This is a genomic window from Ruegeria sp. B11, from assembly GCF_056539785.1.
The window spans coordinates 561,407-587,876 of the sequence record NZ_JBQFVO010000001.1; the positions used below are offsets into that span (position 1 = coordinate 561,407).

A 26,470-nucleotide genomic window follows, 5' to 3' on the forward strand; every position below is an offset into this window, starting at 1 on the left:
ATGTGGGTCCAAGTCGGTCGATTTTCGACATACGGCGTATTTGCAGCGACCTTTTTGCCCACGGCTGCGTACCGCAGCTTTTAAAGCCTTGGTGGCCAAAACCGAACATCAAAATCCTAATGACTTTAATGAGCGTCTTGCGTGATCCAATTGCGCGACCTATGGTCGGGGTAACTCGAAAATCGGAGGGCGTTTAAGATGGCGCCCAAGCGTCCCAGAGGTGCGGGCGCGTTCCCGAAAGCGGTCGAAAGCCCCGCGCCGGCAAGACCCGATCCAGATGCGTTATATGCGGCACTGGATTTGGGGACAAATAGCTGCCGCATGTTGATCGCCCAGCCCAAGGGCAGTGGATTTCATGTGGTGGACAGCTTCTCCAAATCGGTGCAGTTGGGTGCCGGTCTGGAACGCACCGGGCGATTGTCGCGGGCGTCCATGGCACGTACCGTACAGGCGTTGCGGATTTGTCAGCAAAAACTCAAGCGTAACAAGGTCAAGCGCATGCGCTTGATCGCAACCGAGGCTTGCCGTCGCGCCAAGAATTCACGCGATTTCATCCGGCAAGTTAAACGCGAAACCGGCCTGACGCTCGACATCATCCAGCCCGAGGAAGAAGCACGTCTGGCTGTGATTTCCTGTGCACCGCTGGTGTCGACCAAGACCGAGCAATTGTTGGTCGTCGATATCGGCGGCGGCTCAACCGAATTGGTCTGGATCGACATCTCCTCTGTTCCTCGTCGGGATCGGCCTGCCGCGATTATGAGATTGCATAACGGGTTCCACACGCCTGAAAGCCCTTTCCCTGCGGCCAAGGTGGTCGATTGGATCAGCGTCCCGCTGGGCGTGGCAACATTGCGTGATCAGTTCAACGACGTCGAAGACGATGCCGCGCGTTTTGCGCTAATGAGCTGGTTTTTCGAAGAAAATCTGGCCGATTTCGCACCTTACAAGGATGAACAGGCCCGCGAAGGGTTTCAGATTGTGGGCACCAGCGGAACGGTGACCACTGTCGCCGCCTCACACCTTGGCCTCAAGCGCTATGACCGGACGAAGGTGGACGGATTGCGGATGACCAGCGATCAGATTGACAAGGTGATACGAGGCTATCTAGAACTCGGCCCTCGTGGGCGCCGCCGTGATCCCCGGATCGGAGAAGATCGGCAGGCCCTGATCATGTCCGGCTCGGCCATCTTGCAGGCGCTGTTGCGCTGCTGGCCCACCGATCGCCTTTCTGTGGCGGACCGTGGGCTGCGCGAGGGTTTGCTTTATGCGCAAATGAGTGCGGACGGTGTATTGGAAGACGGACCGTTCTGATGGCGAAGACACCAACTGGCAAAAGCAACTCGGGTCGCGGGCAACGCGACCTGAAGGTGAAGGTCAAGACAGCGCGCGGGCGCAAGCTCAGCTCGACCCGCTGGTTAGAACGGCAGTTGAACGACCCCTATGTCAAACGCGCGCAGGTCGAAGGCTATCGCGGACGCGCGGCATTCAAGATACTTGAGTTGGACGACAAGTTCCGGTTTCTCGTACCCGGCGCGCGCGTGGTCGATCTGGGTTGTGCGCCCGGTGGCTGGCTGCAAGTCGCCGTGAAACGTGTAAATGCACTCGGCGAGAAAAGCGGCAAGCGCATCGGCACCGTTCTGGGGGTTGACCTTCAAGAGGTTGAGCCCGTCGCCGGTGCCACCGCGCATGTCCTTGATTTCATGGAAGATGACGCCGATCAGAAGGTCAAGGACTGGCTGGGTGGCAAAGCGGACGTGGTCATGTCTGATATGGCGGCTGCATCCTCGGGCCACAAACAGACTGACCACCTGCGGATCATGGCCCTGTGCGAAACGGCGGCTTATTTCGCGTTCGACGTGCTGGAAGAGGGCGGCACCTTCGTTGCCAAGGTGCTTGCTGGCGGGGCTGAGGGGGACCTTCAGAAACTGCTCAAGCAGAAATTCAACAAGGTTGCCAATGTGAAGCCTCCGGCCTCACGTTCTGATAGTTCCGAGAAGTTTGTTGTCGCCACCGGCTTCCGGGGTTAAGCGGCGTTAATCCAGATCGATCTTTCCCGGCGCTATACTCTGTTTCCGCAGAGACGCTGCAGCTATGCCTTGCAGCAATAGTGCTTCGCCATGATTGATATCGACAGGCTTGCGCGCGCGCAGCTCTTCAATACGCTGGTCAAGCGTCGTTTTACGGGCCGCCGTCAGCGGCTTTGCGAGGGTTGCGGTGCGATCCGGCATACATCACCTGTAGCAATCCGAGTGCTTATACCGGTTGGCTAACCGCAGAATGCGCCGTGAAGATGGCGCAAATCTGCCAGTTCCATGCCAGTTATCTCCCGAGTTCCTGCGCCAGTTGCATTAAGTTTGGATCATCGGGAAGAACTAACAAGGCCTCGTCCAATGTCGCCAACGCAGCCTGAACACCGCGATTGATGTGGGCAAGTTGAACCAGCATCGGCCAAGCCTCAACGCGCTGCGGGTCGAGCGTTACAACCTCGCGGAATGCACGTTCTGCAGCCGGCGCGTTTCTGAGCGTAAGCGCCCAACCACCCAACACCAAATGGGTCTCAGGAAAGTCCAAACGATTGGAAATGCTACGTTGCCAATCCGCCATGCCCTGCTGCGCGCTTGCGCGTTGGTCTTGCGTCATGGCCTGCGCTGGGATCGATAAGAACTCTTTCGCAGCCGAGATGCGTACATTGCGCATGGGGTCGGATAACAACGGCTCTAACCGCGAAGCGCGCAACTGGGCAGGAACCTGACGCTGCAGTACCGGTCCATTGGCCCGTATCAGTGGGTCCGGATCGGCCAACAACGGTGCTAGACGCTCGGCAAGATCAGGCGTTGCAAAAGGTTGCAACAAATACAGAGCGGTTGCGCGAACGATACCTGCCTGCCCTTCATCCAGAGCGATCGCGACCAGCGTTTCAGGGTCGTCCAATTGACCACTGCCTGCTGCTGCAAATGTCGTGCCATAATGCGCCACTCTATAGGATGATTCCGGGAACCAGAGTTCAATCTGCTGCGCCGCCCAAGACTGATCTTCATCCGCATGGCAATCGGTGCAGGCATCAGTTCCGAGCCCCAGATCAGGGCGGGGAATGCGGAAGCTGTGATCGCGCCTGCCATCTACCCCCATATAGACACGCTCGATCATGTGGCAATTCTTGCATTGGGCACCCGCAGAATTTTCAGCATGTTGGTGATGCGCGGGCGTGTCATAGTCGGCTTTCCGAAGGGTCGGGAAATCCGGGTTGCCAGCGGGGGAGTGGCATTGGGTACACAACCCATTACCCTCGGCTTTTACCTCAGCCCGGTGCGGATCATGGCAATTCATACAACCCACCCCTTCTGCATACATGCGCGACTGCAGGAATGAGCCATAAACATAGACCTCGTCCAAAATCTGGCCATCTGGGTGATACAAACCCGGTCGCAGCAACGCCAGGTTATAGGCGTCGTGATACGGCTTGCCGGGAAGCGGATTACCATCTTCCAACGCCTCGCGCCGGGAATGACAGCCGGCGCATTGCTGAATTTCCGCTTCTGTCTGCCCCCTGCCCCATGTCGTAGAGAATCCGAACTCGCTCAAACCGTCTTGCAACACTTTTCCGGTCGTCCACTCCAAATGCGCAGAACCCGGCCCGTGGCAAGCCTCGCACCCGACACCAATTTCGACCTGTGTCGAGGCATAGCGCCTTTCCTCAGAGTCGTAGTTCTTCACATAACCGGTCGCGTGACACTCGGCACAGCGGGCGTTCCAGCTTTTGTACGGACCGGTCCAGTGCAGCCCATCATTCGGAGGCAGATCCTGATCTGGATAAAGGTGAAACCAACGGCCCTTTTCGACGTCCCAAACAACGTCGAAACTCTGCAACCGGCCGGGTTCGGTTTCGAAAAGATATTGCTGTAGCGGCGCGATACCAACCACTGAATGTACCGGATAGGTCGTTGTAACGCCGTCTTTTTCGGTGACCTGCGCCGTAAGAGCTCCATCTTGATCCGCAAAGGCCACGCTCATTCCATCATGCGAGAATCGTGTTCCATCGAAATCAGCCTGAACATGGCCGTCCTCCACCTCGGTCCAGGCAAGCGCATGGTATGAGCCTTCCCAGGCTTCGGTTTCTTCCTTATGACAATCCGAGCACGCGTCTGATCCAACATAGTCCTGCGCCTGCGACTGCTGCGCGGTCGCCCAAAGGATCGCGGTCATCACGATAGCGCGGAGATACATCATTGCCCCTCTTCGTTTTGCAAATCGATCAGCGCACCGTTGTATTCGGCCCCGAGGATCAGCATGGCCGAGCATAAGTACAGGAAAATCAGCGCTGCCATTGCCCCTGCAAGCCCGGCATACGTCGCGCTATAGGTCGCAAACTTGGCGATGTAGATTGAAAAGCCCCATCCACCTGCAGCCCACAAAGCCAATGTCAGGATTACGCCCGGCAAGATTTGTAGTAGGCTGTGCCGTCGGGTGGGCAAGATCAGATGGGCCAAAAGAACGGTGCCAGCGGGGACAGCCACGGTAAAGGTCCATCGCAGACGATCCACCGACAGCCAGTTGTCCACATCCACTGCCGTCTTTTCCGAAACCAAACGGGTATAGACCGGCAGAACGACTTCGACCGCCGCGATGGCCAGAATGGCAGCACCGCCGATTATGACCAGCACAAAGCACAGCAGTCGGGTCTTCCAGAACGGCCAATTGTCCGTGTCGTGATAGGCCTGCGCCATCGCCTTTCGCACAGCGGCGACTCCGTTCGAGGCAAAGTAGATCGCCAACAAGCCACCCAAAGTGATCACGCCCGAGCCCGCACCGGCCAGAACAGCACGCAGTTCTGAAACGATGGGATCGGCCACGTCTTTGGGCCAGGCACCAAATATCAGTTCGATCAGTTCATCGGTCACATAGCCCTGTGACAAGGCCCCTGCCAACGCGACCGTGAATAGAACGAATGGAAAAAGGGCCATCATCAACGACATGGCGACGTGGCTGCTCATGACGAAGCCGTTTTTGTCATTAAATCGGCGCACAGCAAGCCAGAGCGCACGCAGGAATTGGCCGAACGAGGGAATCAAAACAGTTGGCATTGCGCTAGCCTAGCCTGCCTTTTCCTTTGGCAGAACCGCCAATCGGATCAGACCACCGATTTCATGCGTATAACCTTCTGTATGGATTGCATAAACCCGCCAGGCTGTGCAGGATCAATCAAAACGCATCCAGGCAGCACTCAGACCAAGGCCATCTTATGACCTCTGACCCAGAAAACAGCCCATCCCGTGCGCGTCCGCAACTGAGCGTATTGCGGGATGTTGCGATCGTGGCCACGCTAATGGTGCTTGGCCTCTATGCAGGGGCAAACTTTCTGGTGCCGTTGACCATGGCGTTACTGGTCAACGTGCTGATCCTGGCCCTTAGCGACCGGGTCATTGCAGTGACGCGGGTGCCAATATGGTTGGCGAATGTCGCGGGAGTAACGGTTGTATTGGCCGGTTTGTTCATGATCATGTACATTCTGGGCAGTCAGGCCACGCAGTTTGCACGCTCGATCAACACCTACGAAAGCCAGTTTGACGGGGCTGTTCATAGAATTACCGGGTTGGTCGGCAACGATGTCACAAGTTTCATCCGAGACAATCTGGTCAGCATCGATATGTCCTATGTCGCTCGGATATTGCTGGGCAGCGCCACATCACTGCTTAACCAGTTCTTCCTTATCAGCCTTTATGTCGCCTTTCTGATGGCCGAGCGGTTGGCCTTTCGCAAGAAAATCCAGCTTGCCGCCGGCAACCCGCGGCTGGGGGCTGACCTGGCCTTGGTTCTGGATGCGATTTCGTACAGCCTGCAGCGATATGTCGGCGTGAAAACCTTTATCAGTCTGATCACCGCCACCATCAGCTACGCTGTATTCAAAGCGCTGGGTCTGGAATATGCCGAGACCTGGGCCGTGCTGACTTTCGCCCTGAATTTCATCCCGTCAATCGGTTCGATCATCGCCGTCATCTTTCCCGCAATGATCGCTCTGGTTCAGTTTGAGACGATCGGGCCATTTCTCGTGATCGTTCTGGGGTGCGGCACACTACAGTTTCTAATCGGCAACTTTCTGGATCCGGCTATGCTTGGCCGATCGCTGAACATGTCGACCTTCCTAGTGATTTTGGCGTTGACCTTCTGGACTACGGTCTGGGGTCTGATCGGAGCGTTCCTGAGTGTGCCTTTGACCGTCTGCATCCTGATCATCTTCAGCCACATCCCCGCGCTGCGCCCTGTCGCGATCTTGATGTCTTTGGATGGAAGGCTTGGCGAGGATGATCGGTCGTCAACCGAACATTCGGCTTGAACGTCCGTCAACTTTGACAGCTAGCGACGAGGGCGCGTCGATCTTTCAACCTCAGCCGACCATACCCGCCTTCGATCAAGTCCAATTCGATAAGCCTGTGTAATGCTCGGTGAAGCGTTGGCGCAGAGACTGCAATCATAGCCGCCAGCTCTTCCTGCGAAACCGGTATCCAACCCTCTGCATCGGATGTCACCTCATCCAGATGCAGCAGCCTCAAAACCAGCCGTTTCTCGGTGCCGGTCACCGCAAGATTGGCAACGATACGCAGGGCTTTTTGCATGTTTTCATGACTTAAGGCGTAGAAATCCCGAACAAAGTCAGGAGAATCCTGCACCAAGCGTTCTAACCGCGGGGCCGGAAAGAAAAGCGTCTCGGTTGGACGAGTCGCTACCACGCTGATCAGCCGATGCGCAGTCGCAAACAACGCGAGATCGCCGATCCAAAAGCCACGTCCCTCTTGGTGTATGACAAATTCCTGACCGTCATCTGCGGGGACGGTGATCTTAACACTACCATCCAATACAGCGTGGATCCCGTTGGCGGGATCACCCTGGACAAACAAAGCTTCGTCAGCACCGTAAGTTCGGCGCACGGCGCTGCGCATCAGAGCATCCTGAAAGGCGGGAGATCTGGTTTTGAACCAGGAACTTTCCTGCAGCGCGTCTAGATCAGTTTCAATTAATGCCATCTATATATTTAAACTTCATCATATGATAAATTTCAATCAGGCTCACTGGCCTACATTACTTACACACGAATCCCGCAATCTGGCTATTTTCGCGGGATATCCAATGCTTAACGACTGCAACTAATCCTATTCTGGACACAAGTCTCAGATAGTTCACAGGGACAAATTGTCCACAAGTTCAGGAGTAAAACATGTTAACTACAACCCGGTTCTTGGAAAGCTGGCGTATCGGACTGCGCCGTACCGCAGCAGCGTCGATTGCCGTTCTGGTCGCACTGCCCGCATGGGCGCAGGATCAAAAACCCAACATTCTGGTCATTTGGGGCGATGACATCGGCCAATCCAACATTTCGGCCTACACAATGGGCCTTATGGGATACCAGACCCCCAATATCGACAGGGTCGCCGATGAAGGCATGATCTTCACCGATTATTATGGCGAGCAATCCTGCACAGCTGGCCGCTCATCTTACATCATGGGCCAATCGGTGTTCCGGACTGGACTGTCCAAGGTTGGCTTGCCTGGCGCTAAAGAAGGGATGCAGATCGAAGACCCCACGATTGCAGGGTTGCTTAAGGATCATGGGTACGTGACCGGCCAGTTTGGCAAGAACCACCTGGGCGACAGGGATGAGCATCTACCGACAAATCACGGATTTGATGAGTTTTTTGGGAATCTCTATCACCTCAATGCCGAAGAAGAACCCGAGCATGAAGATTATCCCGGGGACGCGGTTCTGCCCGACGGGCGCACGTTCCGCGAGGCCTATGGTCCGCGCGGTGTGATCAAGTCCAGCGCAGGCGGCCCCATCGAAGACACCGGTCCACTGACACGCAAACGCATGGAAACGGTGGATCAGGAAACCCTGGAAGCTGCCGTTGAGTTCATTCGTGAGGCCAACCAGAACGGCACACCATTCTATGTCTGGTGGAATGGCACACGGATGCATTTCCGCACTCATGTCGGGGAAGAAATGCGCGAAACAGCCAACGAAATCCTAGGTAGTCCGGCCGATGAATACACGGCGGGCATGATCGAACATGACATTCAGGTCGGCCAACTGCTTGATCTGCTGGACGAACTCGGCATCGCCGACAACACGATCGTTCATTATTCCACCGATAACGGCCCGCATTACAACACATGGCCGGATGCCGCTTCGACACCGTTCTGGGGCGAAAAGAATACCAACTGGGAAGGCGGTTGGCGCGTACCATCCATGGTGCGTTGGCCCGGTAAGATCGAAGCGGGTTCGATCTCGAACGAAATCGTGCATCACATGGATTGGCTGCCCACCTATCTGGCGGTCGCTGGCGACCCCGAAATCAAGGAAAAGCTGAAAGCCGGCTATTCCTCACCTGCCATGGGTCGCGACTACAAAGTGCATCTGGATGGCTACAACATCTTGCCGTTGCTGACCGGTGAGACCACTGAAAGCCCCCGCCGTGAAATCTTTTATTTCACGGATGACGGCGACCTGTCCGCTTTGCGTTTTGACGACTGGAAGCTGATCTTTTTGGAGCAAAAAGCATGGGCCACCCTGCGCGCATGGATGGAACCATTCACGGAACTGCGCGTGCCGATCATCGTGAATTTGCGCCGCGACCCTTATGAGCGTGGATACCGGACATCCAACACATACTACGACTGGATGATCGACCGGGTGTATTTCCTAGTACCGGCGCAGCAATATGTGGCGAGTTTCCTGAGTACTTTCCAAGAATTCCCACCACGTCAGAAGGCGGCAAGCTTCAGTCTGGATCAGGTAATGCAGAAATTGGCCACACCGACTTCGAACTAGAAAACAAGACAGGGGCCGCCGTAAAGCGCGGCCCCTTTTTCCAGTATCAGAGGCTATTAAATGAGATTTCTCAAACTCACGGCGTTTATAGCCACCGTCCCCTTAGTGGCGTTCGCAGACCCCCTGCCCAGCTGGACCGACTCGGCATCAAAACAGCAGATCATCGACTTTGTTGACGCGGTCAACGACCCGGCGAATGAACTCTATGTCACTCCCGTCGACCGGATTGCGGTGTTTGACAATGACGGCACGCTCTGGGCCGAACAACCGGTCTATTTTCAGTTCATATTTGCCATGGACCAACTGGCAGAGCTTGCTAAACAAGACCCATCGATCTTATCGACCCCAGCGTTGAAAGCGGCTGCTGAAGGTGATCTGAAAACCATTCTGGAAGGCGGGCACGACGCTCTGATCGAAGTGGTCAACGCATCGCATTCCGGCAGCAGCGTTGAAGTATTTCAGGCGTCGGTGGCCGATTGGCTGGACACTGCACGACATCCCGAGACCGATCTGCCCTACGACCAGATGACCTATCAGCCGATGGTCGAGCTGTTGCGCTATCTGCGGGATGAGGATTTCAAAACTTATATCGTTTCAGGCGGAGGCCTGCATTTCATGCGTGTCTTCGCCGAACAGGCCTATGGCATCCCGCCCGAACAGATTCTGGGCACCTATGGTGAGACCACGTATGACAATGTGGACGGCACGCCTGTAATCAACAAGGCCCCCGGCATCGCCTTCATCGATGATAAAGAAGGCAAACCTATCAATATCGAGCGCACCATCGGCAAGCGCCCCATATTTGCCGGGGGAAACTCGGACGGGGATTTTGCCATGCTTGAATGGACCACCGCAGGCGACGGGCCACGGCTGGGCGTTTTGATCCATCACACTGATGCGGATCGTGAATGGGCCTACGACCGCGAAAGCCCGATTGGACGGCTGGTCGATGGGTTGGACAAAGGCCCGGATATGGGATGGGTCATTGTTGATATGGCCAACGACTGGTCCCGCATCTACACTGGGGCAAACTAAGCAACCCGGATCGCTGCGCCCCGATGTGGACATTACTCGTCTCGTTTTTTCTGTTTTCACTCTATTGCGTAGCGGTCGTCTTTGCAGTTCGCGCTGCGCAGACTGCACGCACACCACAAGGAGCGGTTGGCTGGGTTGTGTTCCTGCTGTCGGCCCCGATGTTTGGCGTGCCGCTGTATCTATTCCTCGGTCACCATCGGTTCAGAGGATACCGGATCGCTCGGCAAGAAAGTGAGCGCGTCGTCGAAGGGATCAAGACCTTTGCCGATTTCTCGAAACCCGACCCTCAGACGATGCGAGTCAATCCTCGCGCGTTTGAAGCGCTGGCCCATTTGCCCGTCTCACGTGGGAATGGAGCCGAGCTGCTGATCGACGGCAAAGCTACGTTTGATGCCATTCTCGACGCCATAGATAAGGCCGAGAATTACGTTCTGATCCAGTTCTACATCGTCCGGGATGATGATCTTGGGCGAAGGGTGCGGGACCGGCTGATCGCCGCGGTCAAGCGTGGCGTACATGTTCGGTTCATGACCGATGCAGTGGGTAGCTATGGCTTGCCGTCCAGCTATTTTGAGACGCTGCGCCAGGCCGGTGTGGATGTTGCAGATCCCCGCGAACAACGCGGGCCCAATTTCCGGTTTCAACTGAACTATCGCAACCACCGAAAAACTGTGATCGTGGACGGCAATGTCGGCTTTATCGGTGGTCACAACATCGGCGTTGAATACTTGGGGCAAAGCCCTCGGTTCGGTCGCTGGCGGGACACACATATCAAGATGACCGGCCACGTTGTACGGCAACTGCAATTGATTTTTACCGAGGATTGGCACTGGGCGCGCAACGAAGATCTGATCGACCAACTCGATTGGGCTGGAAATGAATCTGATCAGGACATGAATGCGCTGCTGGTGGCAACGGGCCCGGGCGACGAAACAGAAACCGGCGCAATGATGTTCTTTGCGGCCATTTCTGAGGCGAAAGAACGGCTTTGGATCGCCTCGCCCTATTTTGTGCCCGACATCGACATCATGACCGCGCTACAGCACGCGGCGTTGCGTGGTGTGGATGTACGAATACTCGTGCCGGATGTCATCGACCATCGTCTGCCCTGGCTGGCCGCTTTTGCCTATTTCGACGAAATCCGAGACTGTGGCGCCCGGGTGTTTCGCTATACCGACGGCTTCATGCATCAAAAAGCGTTTGTTGTAGACGATACCTTGGCCGCCGTTGGCACCACCAATCTGGACAACCGATCTTTCCGTCTGAACTTTGAGGCGATGGCCCTGTTCTTTGATCGTCGCGCAGCAAACGCAGTGGCTGCGATGCTGGAAACCGATTTTGAAGCAAGTTACGAATTGACCCGCAATTTGCCCCAGCAACCGTTCCACATCCGTTTTGGTGCGCCGCTTGCTCGGTTGTTTGCACCGATCCTCTAGTTCAGGAACCGTTCTTCAAACACCCGCGTCATGAGGGCCACCAGGAACGCGGTCGACAGCCCAAAGGCCAGTAGGCCCGTGACCGATGCAAATGCTCCGAAGATGCGCAGCCCTTCGCCCAAGACGATGTCGCCGTAACCCAGCGTTGTGAACGTCACCAATGAGAAATAGAGGGCCGAATTCCAATCCGGCAGCACATCACCCCACACCCAGACAATCGCCCAGATCCAGACCTGAACCGTATGGGTCAGCACGATAAACACCAGCGCCACGCTGATCGGGCCTGCGGTTGCGAGGATAGTGCTGCGCGTCTCCCATTTCGCAACCAGTTTTCGGATGACCAGAACGCACCATGTCAGCAGCATGATTTCGATCAGAAAACAAATACCCAGATAGAAGCTGCCCCAAATGATTTGTTGCGACAATGTCATGTAAACGGCCTTTGTTCTGATCGCTGAAAACTGTGCAAGCATGGGGGTTTCGCGCGTTGCCGACAACCCCATGCGATGCGTAAGGCTGCGGCGAATAGAACCGATCTCGGCTCTGGACACTGGCGCGCCGCGTTGCACATTGTGACGGGACCAGATGAGAGTTTGCATGTTGCTATCAATTAATCACGTTCGAAAATCCTATCCCGGTGGGAGACCTGTCCTGACTGATGTTTCATTGACGCTGGAACAGGGACAGACCTTGGCGCTGACCGGAGAAAGTGGCAGTGGCAAAAGCACATTGTTGCATCTGGTGGCGGCGCTGGATGGGTTTGATGGCGGAGAGATTACTCTGGACGGGCGCGCCATGTCGGCCCTGAATGATGCGGAACGCGCCGAATTGCGTCGCGGCACCCTGTCTCTGGTCTTTCAGCAGTTCAACCTGATCCCGTCGCTGACCGTTGCCCAGAACCTCTCGATCCATGCGCGACTTGCGGGTCGGAACGACCCGGATTGGGTTGTCCACCTGACCGAACGCCTTGGCCTGAGAGAACTGCAAGACCGCTACCCCGAGAACCTTTCGGGCGGACAGCAGCAGCGGGTTGCCATCGGACGCGCCATGGCGATCCGACCACGATTGCTGCTAGCGGATGAGCCGACGGGCAATCTGGACGAAACAGCAAGTGCGGTGGTGCTGGACCTGATGCTTTCATTGGTTGCCGATACCGGCGCTGCGCTCCTGCTGGTCACTCACTCGAATGACATCGCCAGCCGTCTCGACCGACGTGCCCACCTGACGGGCGGGCATATCGCATGACACGCGCTGCGGTCCTGGCGCTGGTGTCCCATTGGCGGATGCACCCATTGCAATTGATGACGCTTCTGACGGGTATCGCGCTGGCAACTTGTCTGTGGTCGGCCGTGCAAGCCATTAATGCCGAAGCGCGCGCGAGCTATGAACGCGCCAGCACCCAGCTTGCCATCGGACAATTCGACGAATTGCGCGCCTCCGGTTCCACGATCCCTCTTTCCCGCTACGCCGAGCTCAGGCGCGCAGGTTGGCAAGTGGCGGCCGTCTTAGAAGGCACGCTGCGCATCAAGGGCCGTTCCGTACGTCTGATGGGGGTGGATTTGGTGGCCTACCCTGTCCTGCCCGCGATCACCCAGATCGAGCAAGGCGCGGATGCCCCCGACCCAGCTGATATGCTGACAGCTCCGGGGCGGCTGCTGATGTCACCCGCCCTGGCCCCGCTGTTTCAATCTAGTGACGACTTCCCACCGGTACTTTTCAGCACCGCGCTGCCAGCTGATCTGGTGCTCACCGATATTGGAGTGGCCGAGCGTCTTCTGAACCGTCCCGGTCAGATTTCCCGTCTGGTGATCTTGCCCAATCAGCCCCGTGGGGTCCCATCTCTGTCAGAACTTGCGCCTGAACTTCAACGCATTAGCCCCTCGGCCCAGTTGGATACCGCGCAGCTTACCGACAGCTTTCACCTGAACCTCTCAGCCTTCGGCTTGCTGTCTTTCGCCGTCGGCCTGTTCATCGTTCACGGAACGGTCGGCCTCGCCTTCGCGCAGAGGCGTGGCACTATCCGTACATTAAGGGCGTTGGGCCTTCCCATGCGGGACCTGATCTGGATCGTTCTGGGTGAATTGCTTCTCTTGGCCCTGATCGGTGGCCTGTTCGGGTTAATCCTGGGGTATTTTCTGGCTGGAGCCTTGTTGCCTGATGTCGCCGCCACGTTGCGCGGCCTCTACGGGGCAACAATCGACGGGCAGATGTCATTACGCCCCCAATGGGTCGCCGCAGGTCTTGCGATGGCAATAGGCGGCACGTTGGCGGCCAGTGGCCACGCTCTTTGGCGACTTTCGCGCATGCCCATCCTCGCAGGGCCGGGCTTACAAGCTTGGCGTGGCAGTAAAGCCTCGGCCCAGATTACAGGCGCATGTGGCCTAGCCCTGCTAGCAGTGGGCTTTATCGCATATTTCACAATCGGCGGACTTATCGCAGGATTTGCCTTGCTTGCCGGGATGCTGACCGGAGCGGCCTTGTTGCTGCCGCTCGCACTGTCAGGGATATTGACCTTGTGCCTGCGCCGGGCCCGCACGCCTGTTGGTCAATGGGTGCTCGCGGACATGCGGGCGCAATTGCCCGGTCTGTCACTTGCGCTGATGGCCTTGCTGCTAGCGCTCGCCGCGAATATCGGCGTGGGCACAATGGTTTCAAGCTTCCGCCTCACCTTTACTGGCTGGCTCGATCAACGGTTGACCTCCGAACTCTACGTGACCGCAGCCGACAATGCACAAGGCGCAGCCCTTATCGATTGGCTCGCCCCAAGGGCGTCAGCTGTCCTACCCATTCGCAGCACCGAATTGCCGCACGAGACCGGGCCGTTGTTTCTGTACGGGATTGTTGATCACGATAGCTATCGCAACAACTGGCCACTGATCGCCAAGGATCCCGACGTCTGGGACAACGTCCTGTATCGCGGCGCCGTACTCATCAACGAGCAACTCGCACGACGCGCGGATCTATGGCCTGGAGATACCATCTCGATCACACCCGAGCACAGCTTGCCGATTGCAGGTGTCTATTCCGATTACGGGAACCCGACAGGTCAGGCCATAGTCGCTACGCCGATGCTAGATCAGATTGCCCCGGATACGGATACACGCCGCTTCGGCATTCGCATCGCACCGGATCAAGCCTCGGAGCTGGCACAGGCGTTGCGTGACCAATTTGACCTACCCCCATCGGCAGTTGTGCAGCAGGCCGCTATGAAAGCGCAATCGATGGCTGTTTTTGAGAAAACTTTCGTCGTCACCTCAGCGCTGAATGTGCTGACACTGGGCGTTGCGGGGTTCGCGATCCTCACCAGCTTGCTGACATTGTGGACCCAGCGCCTGCCTCAGGTCGCACCGGTCTGGGCGCTGGGCCTTACGCGCGCGCAACTGGCCAAGCTAGAGCTTCTGCGCAGTGTCCTGCTTGCGGTGATGACCGCTTGTCTTGCCCTTCCATTGGGCCTTGTTTTGGCATGGGTGCTGCTGGCCGTGATCAACGTGCAGGCCTTCGGATGGCGCTTGCCCATGTATTTGTTCCCAACTGATTGGCTGAGCTTATTCCTGCTGACTCTGGTTGCCGCCGTGCTCGCAGCGGCCCTACCCGCATTACGATTGCTCCGCCTACCACCTGCTGCGCTGTTGAGGGTTTTTGCCAATGAACGTTAAAGCCTTCATTCTGTTCATCCTCCTTCCAATTCCCGGTTGGGCGCAGGGTTATGCCGGGTTGGGCGGCAATGCGGATGGCTTTACGCGTCCTGAACCGGGCTACAGCTTTCAGTTTCCGCAAGATCACGGCGCCCATCCGGATTATCGGATTGAATGGTGGTATCTGACGGCAAACCTCAAAGACGCAGAGGGTCGCGACTATGGCATACAATGGACCCTGTTCCGATCGGCCCTGAAACCGTCCGAGGCTGACGGCTGGCAAAGCCCGCAGATCTGGATGGGCCATGCCGCGCTCACAACGCCAGAAACACACTATTTCGCCGAACGACTCTCTCGCGGCGGTGTCGGACAGGCTGGCGTAACGGCCCATCCGTTTGAGGCATGGATCGATGAATGGCACATGCGCGGCGATGATTTGGAAACCCTCAGCCTGACAGCAAACGGATCAGACTTTGGGTATGATCTGACTCTGAAGGCCCAAGGCCCATTGGTGTTTCACGGGGCCGAGGGGTATTCGGTGAAATCCGCCGATGGTCAGGCAAGCTACTACTATTCACAACCCTTCTACTCGGTCGAGGGCACGCTCCACCTGCCCAACGAAGATGTCGAAGTCGCCGGCCAGGGTTGGCTGGATCGCGAATGGTCTTCGCAACCCTTGGCCGAAGATCAAAGCGGCTGGGACTGGTTCTCGCTCAGCTTTGACGACGGTGACAAGCTGATGGCCTTCCGCCTGCGCGGGGATCGAGGGGATTTCACGGCCGCTACGTGGATTGAGGCCGATGGGCAAACGACCCCCCTACCTGACGGCTCAGTCCTGCTAGAACCCCTTGAAACCGCCCGCGTGGCACAACGTGACGTTCCGATCAAATGGCAGGTGTCGTTGCCGGATCGCGGGATCGATGTTGAAGTCGATGCCATAAGCCCGAAAGCCTGGATGGGAACCCGGTTCGAATACTGGGAAGGCCCAATCACCATCACAGGCAGCCACACAGGGCGCGGATATCTTGAGATGACGGGGTATTGAAGCCGAACTTCAGCAATATATTCAGAGTCGCTGTGGTGCCCAAGGAGAGACTCGAACTCTCACGCCCGTGAAGGCGGGGGATTTTGAATCCCCTGCGTCTACCATTCCGCCACTTGGGCCACGAACACTGGATTAGCGCCCTACCGAGAGAAGGTCCAGAGGCAAAAAACAACCACTGCTCTGAATGTTTCATCGAAGGAGGTTGACGGTCAGTCGGGTGCATGGTTTGGCTTGCCGCAGCGGTTACCAGGATACTTATTCTTCATGTTGCGATCCCTTTATGACTGGACCATTCGTCTGGCCGAACATCCTCATGCGCTCTGGGCGCTGGCTGTTGTGGCTTTTGTTGAAAGTTCGTTTTTTCCGATCCCACCCGATGTTTTGATGATTCCCATGATCCTTGCACGTCCGTCGAGGGCCTGGCTGATCGCGACAGTCGCCTTGGTTGCCTCGGTGCTGGGTGGGATATTGGGTTATGCAATTGGGGCATTCTTTTACGAAAGCCTTGGGCAGCCTGTTCTGGAAGCCATGGGCAAAGCCCACGCAATGGAAGAATTCAATACCCGCTTCAATGATTTCGGCTTCTGGGCCGTGCTGGCGGCTGGTGTGACGCCTTTCCCCTATAAGGTCATCACCATCATGTCGGGCTGGACCGGGATGCCGATTGGGACGTTCATAGCCACCTCGATCCTGGCGCGCGCCTTGCGCTTCTTTCTTGTGGCCGGGCTGCTGTGGAAATTTGGGGAACCAATCCGTGACTTCATCGAAAAACGGTTGGGTTTGATGTTTACCCTATTCATAATCCTGCTGTTTGGCGGCTTTCTTGTGGTGAAATACTTATGACGCGCAAAAGACTTCTGGTTCTGGTTGCCGCATCCGGCTCGGCCGCGTTGCTACTTGGGGCTTGGGGCTTTCAGTACATCGGTGGGCTCGCGCCGTGCAAAATGTGCATCTGGCAGCGGTATCCTCATGGTGTCGCAGTGATTCTTGGTGCTCTAGCCTTTGCCTTCCCGGGCGTCCGCCCCCTGCCCCTACTAGGCGCTCTGGCCGCGGCCACAACGGCGGGAATAGGGTTTTACCATGCTGGGGTCGAGCAAGGCTGGTGGGAGGGCCCATCGACCTGCACATCTGGTGATATCGGCGGCCTGAGTGCAGAAGAGTTAATGGATCAGATCATGTCCGCCCCGCTCGTGCGTTGCGATGACATCCCGTGGGAGATGTTCGGGATTTCCATGGCGGGCTGGAATGGATTGATTTCGACGGGTCTGGTCCTGATCTGGATCGCAGCCTGGCACGCGCGCTAGGGTTTATAGCTGATCCAGTTCGGCATCCCAGTAGAGGAAGTCGATCCAGCTTTCGTGCAGATGGTTCGGGGGGAACTTCCGACCGATATTGCGCAAAGCCTCAGCATCCGGCTGACGCGGCGGTTTATTCAGAGACATTCTGGCTTGTCGCAGGGATTTTGAGCCTTTGCGCAGATTGCACGGGCTGCACGCTGCAACGACATTCTGCCAACTTGTGACCCCGCCCGCAGCGCGCGGTACAACATGATCAAAGGTCAGGTTTTCACGGCTGCCGCAGTACTGGCATTTGAATTCATCCCGCAAGAATAAATTAAAGCGCGTGAAGGCCACGCGCTTTCTGGGTTTTACATAGTCTTTCAGGACAACGACCGAGGGTATTCGGATCTCGGTACTGGGACTGCGGACAACCTCGTCATATTCCGCAACAATATCCACCCTGTCCAGCCAGGCAGCTTTGATCGCCTCCTGCCACGGCCATAAAGACAACGGGTAGTAGGAAAGAGGTCTGTAATCGGCGTTCAAAACCAATGCCGGATGATGCTTGAGAGCACCGGTTTCCCTGACAAATTCGGTCCTGAAGTCTCCGTCCATAACAGAATCGCTCCTCGCTCTGTACTGCCCGTTTGTGACATCAGAGCGGGGAACACCCGCCCCGGCCTTAAGTTAACTATATATCGTGTTAAATCTCTGACAAGTGCCGAGTTCACACAACATCTCGGGTATTGGTTAGGCCGAATACGTAACAGATAAGTGACACTTATCCACAGGTTGCGCAGATGTGGTCTGCAAGCTATGGCGGGGCATGTCCTGGTTCATCCGTTTCAACAAACCTTACGATGTATTGCCGCAGTTCACCGACCGCGCCAATTCTGACTCGCCCCGCAGCACGCTCTCGGAATTCATCGACCTGCCCGGTGTCTATCCTGCGGGACGCTTGGACCGGGATAGCGAGGGTTTGATGCTGCTGACTGATAATGGGCGATTGCAGGCGCAGATATCAGACCCCAAGCACAAGATGCCTAAGACATACTGGGTTCAGGTCGAAGGCATTCCCGATACAGCGGCACTAAAGGCGTTGCGGGAAGGTGTTGAACTTAAGGATGGTTTGACGCGCCTCGCCAAGGCGCGTCTGATTGACGAACCCGAATGGCTGTGGCCACGCACCCCGCCGATCCGGGTTCGCCAAACGGTGCCCGACAGTTGGGTTGAACTGACGATTAAAGAGGGCCGCAACCGTCAGGTTCGCCGGATGACAGCCGCAGTCGGGCACCCAACTCTGCGCCTGATCCGAGCCCGTGTTGGAGATTGGTCTTTGGACGGCCTTGACCCCGGTCAGTGGGAAAGCCTGCCGATGCCAGCTGTTGACTCAGCACCGTCGCGCAAGCGGGACCGCCGCCCGCGCCGGTGACAAAAACTGCGTGATGTGATAGGCTTAGGGCATGAAGGTCACACCGGATATCCCTGCCCCGTCTGCCATCCTGGAAGCCGCGCTGTATGTCGACGACCTGGATGCGGCCGAGGATTTCTATGGTCAGATATTGGGACTAGATAAAATCCAGCGTGTCACCGATCGCCATGTGTTCTATCGGATCGGCGGGTCCGTCCTGTTGCTGTTCAATGCCAGCGAAACCGAGAAACCGCCAGGAAACCCCGATCTGCCGGTCCCACCGCATGGGGCGCGCGGTCCCAGCCATGTTTGCCTTGTCCTGAGCCGCGATGAAATCACCGTGATGCGCAAGCATCTGTTGGACTGGAACATCCCTGTCGATGCCGAGTTCGACTGGCCCAACGGAGCCCGGTCGCTCTATGTACGAGACCCTGCAGGCAATTCGGTCGAATTCTCGGAAGGAAAGCTTTGGGAGTGATCGATCAGCGAAGCGGCTGCTTCTCGCCCCCGATCACACGGTAGATTTCGCTAGAGACAACGCCGACCTCGCCAAGCGCCGCCTGAAAAGCAGCCATATGAGGGGTCGCGAAATGGGCCTCAAGCGCGGCCTGATCCTGCCATTCCTCATAGACCCGAAAGCGGGTCGCCTGACCCAGGATTTGACTGAATTCATAGATCAGGCATCCGGGTTCTTTCAGAGTTTCCGCAACCATTTCCTGCGCAGCAGCAATGGCTTTCTCGACCGCTGCATCTGAAACTTCGACCACTCCTGTCACGATCAGCATCATGCTCTCCTTAGATCGTCCCGCAAGTCAGAGGCTCAGCTTATCCCGCATGAAGGCCAGCGCAACACTCAAGCCATCCGGAGCAATCCCGTGGCCAGTGCCCTTCATTATATGGGCATAAACCTCTTTGAACCCGGCCGCCTGAAGTGCCTCAGCTGCTTCTGGCAACGATTGCGGCGGTACAACGTCATCAGCATCGCCATGCACCAGCAGGATCGGCATGCGACTTACGGTTTCGTCTGGCAGCAAATCAGGTTCCAGCAAACGGCCCGAGAACGCTACGATCCCGGCCACTGGGTCCTCGCGGCGCGGGGCTACATGTAAGCTCATCATCGTGCCCTGGCTGAAACCGAACAGCACTACCTGCTCTGGCAGGACATCCTCATCCACCATCAGCGCATCAAGGAACGCGTTGAAATCCTCAACCGCCATTTCCATACCCCGTCGGGCTTCCTCCTCGGATGAGCCATCAATCCACGGGATCGGGAACCACTGGAAACCGTTGGGCATACCGATGATCTGTTCAGGCGCGTCCGGAGCTACAAACAACGTATCCGGGAGATGCTCGCCCAACGGATCAGCCAGCCCCAAAAGATCGGCCCCGTTTGCACCATAACCATGCACAAACACCACGACCGAGCGTGTGTCGCCTGAAACCGGCTCTTTCCTGAGCGCGTTCAAAACCCGTGTCATCTGATCCCTTCTCTGTCTTTTGCGACCCGGTAATAGGCCCACAGCACCCGCGCCGCAACCGATCGCCACGGCGACCATGCTTCAGCCATCTGGCGTAACTCTTTGTCTTTTGGTCGTTCTGGCAATTCATAGAGGATGCGTGCAGCTTCCTGTAAGGCCAGATCGCCCGGTGCAATCACATCGGCGCGACCCAGCGAAAACATCGCATAAATCTCGGCGGTCCAGACACCGATTCCCGGCACCTCGGTCAGAATCGCGACCACCTCGTCATCCGGGGCATCGCGCAGTGCTTTGTAATCGATCCGCGCCTCGGCCAAGGCGCGGGCATAGCGAATTTTCTGACGGCTGAGACCCACAGCGCGCAGATCATCATCAGTGGCCCACATAATCTTGCGCGGACCGGTCAGTTTTGCGTCCTGCAGCCTCTTCCAGATTGCGTTTGCCGAGGCCACGCTGACCTGCTGACTGACAATCGCGCTGAGCAACTGGGCGAACCCGTCAGGCTTGCGCCTGAGTGGCAGGGGTCCGGTTTGCTCTATCGCATAAGCCATCCGGGGGCAGGCCTCAGCCAGCCACTCGGCCCCTTCGGTAACGCAGTCCGATGTTTCGATGATGCGTCCGACGGACATGCGCTCTCCAATAAGTGATCCTTGTCCGCACGTTAGGCGGATGTGCCGCATATGCAACCCGCTTGTGCCAAGTCTCAATCGTAGATAACCATTCGCCCATGACAATGATCGCTGCCACCCCTGACGACAGTCAGGCCAAACGCAACGTCGCCGTTTTGGTGGCAGCACAGGCAATCCTGGGTGCACAGATGCCGATGATGTTCATCGTCGGCGGGCTGGCAGGCCAATCGCTGGCCAGCAACGCTTGCCTTGCGACGCTGCCGATTTCACTAATCGTTCTGGGTTCAATGCTGGCGGCCACGCCGATTTCAGCCATCATGCAACGCTGGGGACGCCGTGCCGGGTTTCTTGTGGGATCAACCGCAGGTGCCGCAGGGGGCGTTATCGGGGCTTACGGCCTTTATCTCGGCTCGTTCCCGATCTTCCTGATCGGCAGCTTCCTGACCGGCATATACATGAGCGCACATGGCTTTTATCGCTTTGCTGCTGCCGACACCGCCTCCGATGCATTTCGGCCCAAGGCGATCTCATACGTCATGGCCGGAGGGCTTGCGGCGGCGATCATCGGCCCTCAGATCGTCAAGCTGACCTCGCAGGCGTATGTGGTCCCGTTTTTGGGCACTTATCTGGCGGTGATCGCGATCAACGTAATCGGCTCAGCCCTGTTCTTCTTTCTCGACATCCCTACTCCGCCGAAACCGACCGAAGATGAACCCAAAGGTCGCACACGGCTGGAGTTGCTGAAAACCCCACGCATCGCAGTAGCGATCATCTGCGCAATGGTTTCCTATGCGCTGATGAACCTTGTAATGACGTCTACACCTTTGGCCGTCGTCGGGTGCGGATATACCGAAGGTGATGCCGCGGATATCGTCACCAGCCACGTACTGGCGATGTACATTCCCAGCTTCTTCACCGGCCACCTGATCGCGCGGTTTGGGGTCGAAAAGATCGTAGCTCTCGGTTTGGCAATCCTTGGCGGCGCAGGCATTGTCGCCTTGCAAGGTATTGATCTAGGTAACTTTTTCGTCGCCCTGATCCTGCTTGGCATCGGATGGAACTTTGGCTTCATTGGCGCCACCAGCATGTTGGCAGACTCGCATGAAGTGCACGAACGCGGGCGAATGCAGGGCCTGAATGACTTGCTGGTGTTTGGCGGCGTGACCTTTGCTTCGCTTGCCTCTGGCGGATTGATGAACTGCTCGGGCGGTTCAGCGGTCGAGGGTTGGACGGCCGTAAACCTCGCCATGATCCCGCTGCTGACCCTTGCAGGTGGCGCGCTGCTGTGGCTGGTTCTGAGGCCTTCGGACCCACAAACCGTCTGACGTTACCAGCGCCCGGTCGCTGCGGTTTTCATCAGGGTAAACCGACGTCGGATTTCACCCTGAGCCAACGCACCTGCGGCCACCCGGTCCGGTCTGGCCAATGCAGTCCGCAACACCCATTCCGTCTGCCACCCCGCATTGAGCGCAGGCCGTGCTTGTGCCGAGACCTCGTTGCGGGCGGACCGCGCCTGCGCCAATCGGTCCAAAGCCTTCTGCGCCAGCGCCCGAACCCCGTCATGGGTTCCGTCCAGCAAAGGAATGCGCCCACGTGCCTCAAGCTCGGGAATTGCGCGCAGCCAATTCGCGATCCCCGCTGCATATCCGAAATCACGCAGAACAGTTTCATCCGCCGAACCCAAAGCCTGCGCCGACACCACCATTAATGTTCCAGCGCTATGGGCAATATAGGCGTCAAAATGCGCCTCATCCTCGAACGGATCACGATAGATATCCCAAAGCCTTACGGCCACATATTCATCCAACAGCGCTGCCAGATGCGGATAAATCACGCGCGACAATGGCGTAACAACCTCGTGCCGACGAACAGATGGACCTTCGGCAATCTCTTGCAAGGCATCGCGCCACCATTGCAGCCGCATCTCGGCGATCATGCTCTCTTGCGTCACCCACGGGGCACGGGCCACCTCGACGTTCAGCGCATAAATCGGGAACAAAACTGCCCGTGCCTCAACTGGCGCGGCCATGGCAGCCATAAAGCGATCGGGATCGGCCCGATGAACCAGCGCAGCACAAGCCTTGATGTCGTCGTCGAACTCCACCTTATTCGGCGGCCGCTGACTGCGGGGCGCAATCGCTCACCAGTTTCCACTGAATCGCATCCAGCAGCGCTTCGAACGAGGCATCAATTATGTTCGCACTCACCCCAACCGTAGACCAGCGCCGCCCTTGCCCGTCTTCGCTGTCGATGATCACGCGCGTGACCGCCTCGGTCCCGCCCTGAGTGATGCGCACCTTGAAGTCGACCAGCCGCATATCCGACAGTATCTGCGAATACTGCCCCAAATCCTTGGCCAGAGCTTTGGCGAGCGCGTTCACCGGACCGCGATCGCTACCGCTTTCATCCAGCGACTCACTTACCGACAGCTTCTTCTCGCCATCCACTTTCACAACAACAACCGCTTCGGACAGGCTGACCATCTTGTTGTATTTATTTTTCCGGCGTTCAACGGTCACCTTATAGCGCTTGACCTCAAAGAACTCGGGTAACTGCCCCAATTCATCCCGCGCCAGCAGCTCAAAACTAGCCTGCGCGGTGTCGTAGGAATACCCCTCGGCCTCGCGCAGTTTTATCCGCTCAAGGATACGTCCCAACGCCGGATCGCCCGCTTCTACGGCCAATCCCGCATCGGTCAGACGTTTACGCAGGTTCGATTGCCCAGCCTGGTTCGACATCGGAATGATGCGCGCATTTCCAACACTTGCCGGATTGATATGCTCATAGGTTGTCGGGTCCTTGAGGATCGCGCTGGCATGCAGCCCGGCCTTATGCGCAAAAGCCGACGCGCCCACATAGGCGCTCTGCTTGCTGGGCACTCGGTTCAGGATATCATCCAGCATCCGACTGATGCGCGTCAGCCCGGCCAGCGCCTCGGGCATCACTCCGATCTCATAGCGCGAGGCATAGGGTTCTTTCAGCATCAGCGTTGGGATCAAAGCGGTCAGGTTGGCATTGCCACAGCGCTCTCCCAACCCATTCAACGTACCTTGAATCTGCCGCGCCCCCGCATCGACTGCAGCCAGCGAGCACGCCACTGCGTTCTCGGTGTCGTTATGCGTATGAATGCCCAGCCGATCCCCCGGCAGACCGGCCGCAATCACCTCGGATACGATCCGCCCGACCTCTGCCGGCAATGCTCCGCCATTGGTGTCACACAGAACCACCCACCGTGCCCCTGCATCGAGCGCAGCGCGGCAGACTTCAACCGCATATTCCGGGTTGTCCTTGTAGCCATCAAAAAAATGCTCGGCATCAAACAGAGCCTCCTGCCCCTGCGCCACGATATGCGCGACCGAGGCGCGAACGTTCTCGGTGTTTTCCTCCAGCGTGATACCAAGTGCGTGGGTCACGTGGTAATCGTGCGATTTCCCAACCAGACAAACGGCTGGTGTTCCCGCGTTCATTACAGCCGCCAGAACGTCATCATTCTCAGCCGACCTGCCCGAGCGTTTGGTCATTCCAAACGCCGTCATACAGGCCGACGTCTCAGGCGCGCTCTCAAAAAACGCACTGTCGGTCGGGTTCGCTCCGGGCCAACCCCCTTCGATGTAATCAATCCCCAGCGAATCCAACGCCTGCGCGATCTGCACCTTCTCGGCTGTCGAGAACTGCACACCCTGAGTTTGCTGCCCGTCGCGCAGGGTGGTGTCATAGAGGTAAAGGCGCTCTTTGGTCATTCGACCGCCTCCAACTTCGCGGCATCAAAGCCAGCACCTGGCACCAACTCCACACCGTCCTTGCTCATCCGAACCTCCAGCCCTGCGGCGACATAGGCCGCCTTCAGGCGATCGACCTCAGAGAAATCCTTGTTCTGCATCGCAAGAGCGCGGGCATCGGCCAGTTTTTCTGCGTGGGATGACAGATCAGCCACGGCGGTTTGCGCCCAAGCTGCCATTTCATCCGTCAACAGCCCGACCACCTGTGAACTCGCCAGCAATAAAGCAGCGTTGCCGTCAGCAGCCAAACGATGAAGTTCAGCGATGGCACCTGCCGTGTTCATGTCATCGGCAAGCGCATCAATGACCGCAGGTGCCGCGGCGGCAGCGGGCTCGATGCCCGCTGTCAGCGCCCGCCACTTGCGCAACGTTGCCTCGGCTTCGCGCGCCTTCTTCTCGGTCCAGTCCATCGGCTTGCGATAATGGGTCTGCAAGAACACAAACCGGATCACTTCACCCGGCACACCCTGCTCAAGCAGATCATGAACGGTGAAGAAATTGCCCAGCGATTTGGACATTTTCTTGCCCTCGACCTGTAGCATTTCATTATGCATCCAGACACGCGCGAATTCGCCATGCGGGTGGGCACATTTGCTCTGAGCAATCTCGTTCTCGTGGTGCGGGAACATCAGATCGTTGCCGCCACCGTGAATATCAAAGCTCTCGCCCAGCAATTCATAGCTCATGGCCGAGCATTCGATATGCCACCCCGGACGCCCCCGGCCCCATGGGCTGTCCCAGCCGGGCAACTCATCGGTCGACGGCTTCCACAGCACAAAATCCATCGGGTTCTTCTTGTAAGGCGCGACCTCGACCCGCGCCCCGGCGATCATGTCATCAACCGACCGCCCCGACAGCGCACCATAGTGTTCCTTCCAGCTGTCCACCGCGAACAACACGTGACCCTCGGCAGCATAAGCGTGCCCCTTGGCCATCAGGTCTTCGATCATCGCAATCATCTGCGCGATATACTCTGTGGCGCGCGGCATCGCGTTGGGTTCCAACGCCCCCAGCGCGCCCATGTCGTGCAGATACCAGCCGATGGTTTCGTCCGAACGTTCCTGCACCAACTGTTCCAAAGACCCGTCAGCCCCAGCCTTCTTGCGCGACAGTGCGGTGGCGTTGATCTTGTCATCCACGTCGGTGAAATTGCGCACATAGGTCACGTGATCAGCACCGTATACATGCCGCAACAAACGATAGAGCACGTCGAACACAACCACAGGCCGTGCGTTCCCCAGATGCGCCCGATCATAGACCGTCGGACCACAGACATACATCCGCACATTATCGGGATCGATCGGCACGAAATCCTCTTTCGTCCGAGTCCTTGTATTGTGCAGTTTGATCGTCGTCATCGGGTCGTGCTCCTGAAACAGCATATACGTCACGCGTTGGCGCGGGCTTAGCAACTTGTCTCAGAGATGAAAACGAAAGAAACCGGCCCGCTTGAGAAATCAGCAGGTAATGCAGCAGATAATGATGCAAGTTTTCCGGTTCATGCGCTTTGCCTAGCACGGGATTGATGCTGAGCCAAGCCTTGAGTTTCAACCTCCACAGAGGCAGTCTGCCCACCATGACCCGTGATTACGTCAATTCCGTATGCGCAGACCTGCCCGGTGCCGAACTTTCGGACCCTTGGGGTGGCGGCCACGACGCATGGAAAGTTGGCGGCAAGATGTTCGCCTGCGTCGGTTCGGTCGGGGATGGTGTATCGGTCAAGACACCCGACATTGAGACCGCGCAGATGTTGATCGACGCAGGGATTGGCACCAAGGCCCCGTATTTTCAACGCAGCTGGGTTCGACTGCCGTGGGAAACCGCCGCCGACGAGATGCAACATCGCCTGATCACCTCATACGATATCGTCCGTGCATCGCTGACCAAGAAGATACAGGCGAGTTTGCCGCCGCGAAGCTGA

The 26,470-nt window shown here is 57.3% G+C and carries 27 protein-coding genes and 1 tRNA gene; 15 read left to right on the forward strand and 13 right to left on the reverse strand.

Features of this window, described 5'->3' with window-relative positions; translation table 11 throughout:
- Positions 1–198 precede the first annotated feature (198 nt).
- Positions 199–1,311, forward strand: a complete 1,113-nt coding sequence (locus ACR0I1_RS02865; protein ID WP_170393015.1) for a Ppx/GppA phosphatase family protein — start codon at positions 199–201, stop codon at positions 1,309–1,311.
- On the forward strand, positions 1,311–2,027 hold the full coding sequence (locus tag ACR0I1_RS02870; protein WP_170393014.1) for an RlmE family RNA methyltransferase: 717 nt from the start codon (positions 1,311–1,313) through the stop codon (positions 2,025–2,027). Before ACR0I1_RS02865 ends, ACR0I1_RS02870 begins: the two co-directional genes overlap by 1 nt.
- A gap of 6 nt (positions 2,028–2,033) precedes the next feature.
- On the opposite strand, the gene ACR0I1_RS02875 is transcribed toward ACR0I1_RS02870, so the two are convergent.
- The 3 genes from ACR0I1_RS02875 to ACR0I1_RS02885 all read right to left on the reverse strand — a co-directional run bounded on the left by ACR0I1_RS02875 (position 2,034) and on the right by ACR0I1_RS02885 (position 5,081).
- A complete protein-coding gene (locus tag ACR0I1_RS02875; protein WP_170393013.1) occupies positions 2,034–2,228 on the reverse strand; it encodes a hypothetical protein in 195 nt (64 codons plus the stop codon).
- A 91-nt stretch (positions 2,229–2,319) separates the two neighbouring features.
- Positions 2,320–4,224, reverse strand: a complete 1,905-nt coding sequence (locus ACR0I1_RS02880; RefSeq protein ID WP_480705728.1) for a cytochrome c3 family protein — start codon at positions 4,222–4,224, stop codon at positions 2,320–2,322.
- Entirely contained in the window at positions 4,224–5,081 is an 858-nt protein-coding gene (locus ACR0I1_RS02885) for a YihY/virulence factor BrkB family protein (protein ID WP_170393012.1), read from the reverse strand. The genes ACR0I1_RS02880 and ACR0I1_RS02885 overlap by 1 nt, the downstream gene beginning before the upstream one ends.
- A 158-nt stretch (positions 5,082–5,239) precedes the next feature.
- On the opposite strand from ACR0I1_RS02885, the gene ACR0I1_RS02890 reads away from it, so the two are divergent.
- Entirely contained in the window at positions 5,240–6,331 is a 1,092-nt protein-coding gene (locus tag ACR0I1_RS02890) for an AI-2E family transporter (RefSeq protein ID WP_170393011.1), read from the forward strand.
- Between the two features lie 7 nt (positions 6,332–6,338).
- On the opposite strand, the gene ACR0I1_RS02895 is transcribed toward ACR0I1_RS02890, so the two are convergent.
- Positions 6,339–7,019, reverse strand: coding sequence for a Crp/Fnr family transcriptional regulator (locus ACR0I1_RS02895; protein WP_170510220.1), 681 nt, complete (start codon positions 7,017–7,019; stop codon positions 6,339–6,341).
- Positions 7,020–7,210: 191 nt separating this feature from the next.
- On the opposite strand from ACR0I1_RS02895, the gene ACR0I1_RS02900 reads away from it, so the two are divergent.
- From ACR0I1_RS02900 to cls, 3 genes are read left to right on the forward strand one after another with little or no spacing between them, the layout of a single operon-like run.
- On the forward strand, positions 7,211–8,821 hold the full coding sequence (locus tag ACR0I1_RS02900) for an arylsulfatase (protein ID WP_255612093.1): 1,611 nt from the start codon (positions 7,211–7,213) through the stop codon (positions 8,819–8,821).
- A 60-nt stretch (positions 8,822–8,881) separates the two neighbouring features.
- A complete protein-coding gene (locus ACR0I1_RS02905) occupies positions 8,882–9,856 on the forward strand; it encodes an HAD family hydrolase (protein WP_480704888.1) in 975 nt (324 codons plus the stop codon).
- Positions 9,857–9,879: 23 nt separating this feature from the next.
- Positions 9,880–11,292 carry a cardiolipin synthase gene (gene cls, locus ACR0I1_RS02910; RefSeq protein ID WP_170405886.1) on the forward strand — a complete coding sequence of 471 codons (1,413 nt, stop codon included), beginning with the start codon at positions 9,880–9,882 and terminating at the stop codon, positions 11,290–11,292.
- Here the strand turns inward: cls and ACR0I1_RS02915 are convergent.
- The gene (locus tag ACR0I1_RS02915) at positions 11,289–11,891 is read right to left on the reverse strand and encodes a potassium channel family protein (RefSeq protein ID WP_370644421.1); all 603 of its coding nucleotides are present in this window, start codon (positions 11,889–11,891) and stop codon (positions 11,289–11,291) included. The genes cls and ACR0I1_RS02915 overlap by 4 nt on opposite strands.
- Here ACR0I1_RS02915 and ACR0I1_RS02920 point away from each other — a divergent pair.
- The 3 genes from ACR0I1_RS02920 to ACR0I1_RS02930 are packed head-to-tail and all read left to right on the forward strand — an operon-like array spanning position 11,890 to position 15,972.
- Complete coding sequence (locus tag ACR0I1_RS02920; protein WP_480704891.1) at positions 11,890–12,537, forward strand: ABC transporter ATP-binding protein; 648 nt, start codon at positions 11,890–11,892, stop codon at positions 12,535–12,537. The two genes, ACR0I1_RS02915 and ACR0I1_RS02920, sit on opposite strands and share 2 nt — an antisense overlap.
- On the forward strand, positions 12,534–14,948 hold the full coding sequence (locus tag ACR0I1_RS02925) for an FtsX-like permease family protein (protein ID WP_170421764.1): 2,415 nt from the start codon (positions 12,534–12,536) through the stop codon (positions 14,946–14,948). Before ACR0I1_RS02920 ends, ACR0I1_RS02925 begins: the two co-directional genes overlap by 4 nt.
- Positions 14,938–15,972 carry a lipocalin-like domain-containing protein gene (locus ACR0I1_RS02930; protein ID WP_480704893.1) on the forward strand — a complete coding sequence of 345 codons (1,035 nt, stop codon included), beginning with the start codon at positions 14,938–14,940 and terminating at the stop codon, positions 15,970–15,972. Before ACR0I1_RS02925 ends, ACR0I1_RS02930 begins: the two co-directional genes overlap by 11 nt.
- A gap of 33 nt (positions 15,973–16,005) precedes the next feature.
- On the opposite strand, the gene ACR0I1_RS02935 is transcribed toward ACR0I1_RS02930, so the two are convergent.
- A tRNA-Leu gene (locus ACR0I1_RS02935) sits at positions 16,006–16,091 on the reverse strand.
- Between the two features lie 145 nt (positions 16,092–16,236).
- Here ACR0I1_RS02935 and ACR0I1_RS02940 point away from each other — a divergent pair.
- Positions 16,237–16,815: a YqaA family protein gene (locus ACR0I1_RS02940; protein WP_170393003.1), complete on the forward strand. Its 579-nt coding sequence runs from the start codon at positions 16,237–16,239 to the stop codon at positions 16,813–16,815.
- Complete coding sequence (locus ACR0I1_RS02945; protein ID WP_480704895.1) at positions 16,812–17,276, forward strand: disulfide bond formation protein B; 465 nt, start codon at positions 16,812–16,814, stop codon at positions 17,274–17,276. Before ACR0I1_RS02940 ends, ACR0I1_RS02945 begins: the two co-directional genes overlap by 4 nt.
- 3 nt (positions 17,277–17,279) lie before the next feature.
- Here ACR0I1_RS02945 and ACR0I1_RS02950 read toward each other — a convergent pair whose 3' ends face one another.
- Entirely contained in the window at positions 17,280–17,867 is a 588-nt protein-coding gene (locus ACR0I1_RS02950; protein ID WP_170405905.1) for an HNH endonuclease, read from the reverse strand.
- A 211-nt stretch (positions 17,868–18,078) separates the two neighbouring features.
- Between ACR0I1_RS02950 and ACR0I1_RS02955 the strand changes: the two genes are divergently transcribed.
- Positions 18,079–18,684 (forward strand): rRNA large subunit pseudouridine synthase E, encoded by a 606-nt coding sequence (locus ACR0I1_RS02955; RefSeq protein WP_480704897.1) that lies wholly within the window; start codon positions 18,079–18,081, stop codon positions 18,682–18,684.
- A gap of 31 nt (positions 18,685–18,715) precedes the next feature.
- Positions 18,716–19,141, forward strand: a complete 426-nt coding sequence (locus ACR0I1_RS02960) for a VOC family protein (protein WP_480704899.1) — start codon at positions 18,716–18,718, stop codon at positions 19,139–19,141.
- A gap of 4 nt (positions 19,142–19,145) precedes the next feature.
- On the opposite strand, the gene ACR0I1_RS02965 is transcribed toward ACR0I1_RS02960, so the two are convergent.
- The 3 genes from ACR0I1_RS02965 to ACR0I1_RS02975 are packed head-to-tail and all read right to left on the reverse strand — an operon-like array spanning position 19,146 to position 20,770.
- Complete coding sequence (locus ACR0I1_RS02965) at positions 19,146–19,448, reverse strand: putative quinol monooxygenase (protein ID WP_170421777.1); 303 nt, start codon at positions 19,446–19,448, stop codon at positions 19,146–19,148.
- 27 nt (positions 19,449–19,475) lie between these two features.
- Positions 19,476–20,141 (reverse strand): alpha/beta fold hydrolase, encoded by a 666-nt coding sequence (locus ACR0I1_RS02970; RefSeq protein WP_170392997.1) that lies wholly within the window; start codon positions 20,139–20,141, stop codon positions 19,476–19,478.
- Complete coding sequence (locus ACR0I1_RS02975) at positions 20,138–20,770, reverse strand: DNA-3-methyladenine glycosylase family protein (RefSeq protein WP_480569806.1); 633 nt, start codon at positions 20,768–20,770, stop codon at positions 20,138–20,140. The genes ACR0I1_RS02970 and ACR0I1_RS02975 overlap by 4 nt, the downstream gene beginning before the upstream one ends.
- Before the next feature lie 98 nt (positions 20,771–20,868).
- Between ACR0I1_RS02975 and ACR0I1_RS02980 the strand changes: the two genes are divergently transcribed.
- On the forward strand, positions 20,869–22,095 hold the full coding sequence (locus ACR0I1_RS02980) for an MFS transporter (protein WP_480704901.1): 1,227 nt from the start codon (positions 20,869–20,871) through the stop codon (positions 22,093–22,095).
- Between the two features lie 2 nt (positions 22,096–22,097).
- Here ACR0I1_RS02980 and ACR0I1_RS02985 read toward each other — a convergent pair whose 3' ends face one another.
- From ACR0I1_RS02985 to cysS, 3 genes are read right to left on the reverse strand one after another with little or no spacing between them, the layout of a single operon-like run.
- A complete protein-coding gene (locus ACR0I1_RS02985; RefSeq protein WP_480704903.1) occupies positions 22,098–22,874 on the reverse strand; it encodes a squalene/phytoene synthase family protein in 777 nt (258 codons plus the stop codon).
- A 1-nt stretch (position 22,875) separates the two neighbouring features.
- Positions 22,876–24,510, reverse strand: a complete 1,635-nt coding sequence (gene cimA, locus ACR0I1_RS02990) for a citramalate synthase (RefSeq protein WP_480704905.1) — start codon at positions 24,508–24,510, stop codon at positions 22,876–22,878.
- Positions 24,507–25,907 carry a cysteine--tRNA ligase gene (gene cysS / locus ACR0I1_RS02995; protein ID WP_480704907.1) on the reverse strand — a complete coding sequence of 467 codons (1,401 nt, stop codon included), beginning with the start codon at positions 25,905–25,907 and terminating at the stop codon, positions 24,507–24,509. The genes cimA and cysS overlap by 4 nt, the downstream gene beginning before the upstream one ends.
- 218 nt (positions 25,908–26,125) lie before the next feature.
- Between cysS and ACR0I1_RS03000 the strand changes: the two genes are divergently transcribed.
- Positions 26,126–26,470: an MmcQ/YjbR family DNA-binding protein gene (locus ACR0I1_RS03000; protein WP_480704908.1), complete on the forward strand. Its 345-nt coding sequence runs from the start codon at positions 26,126–26,128 to the stop codon at positions 26,468–26,470.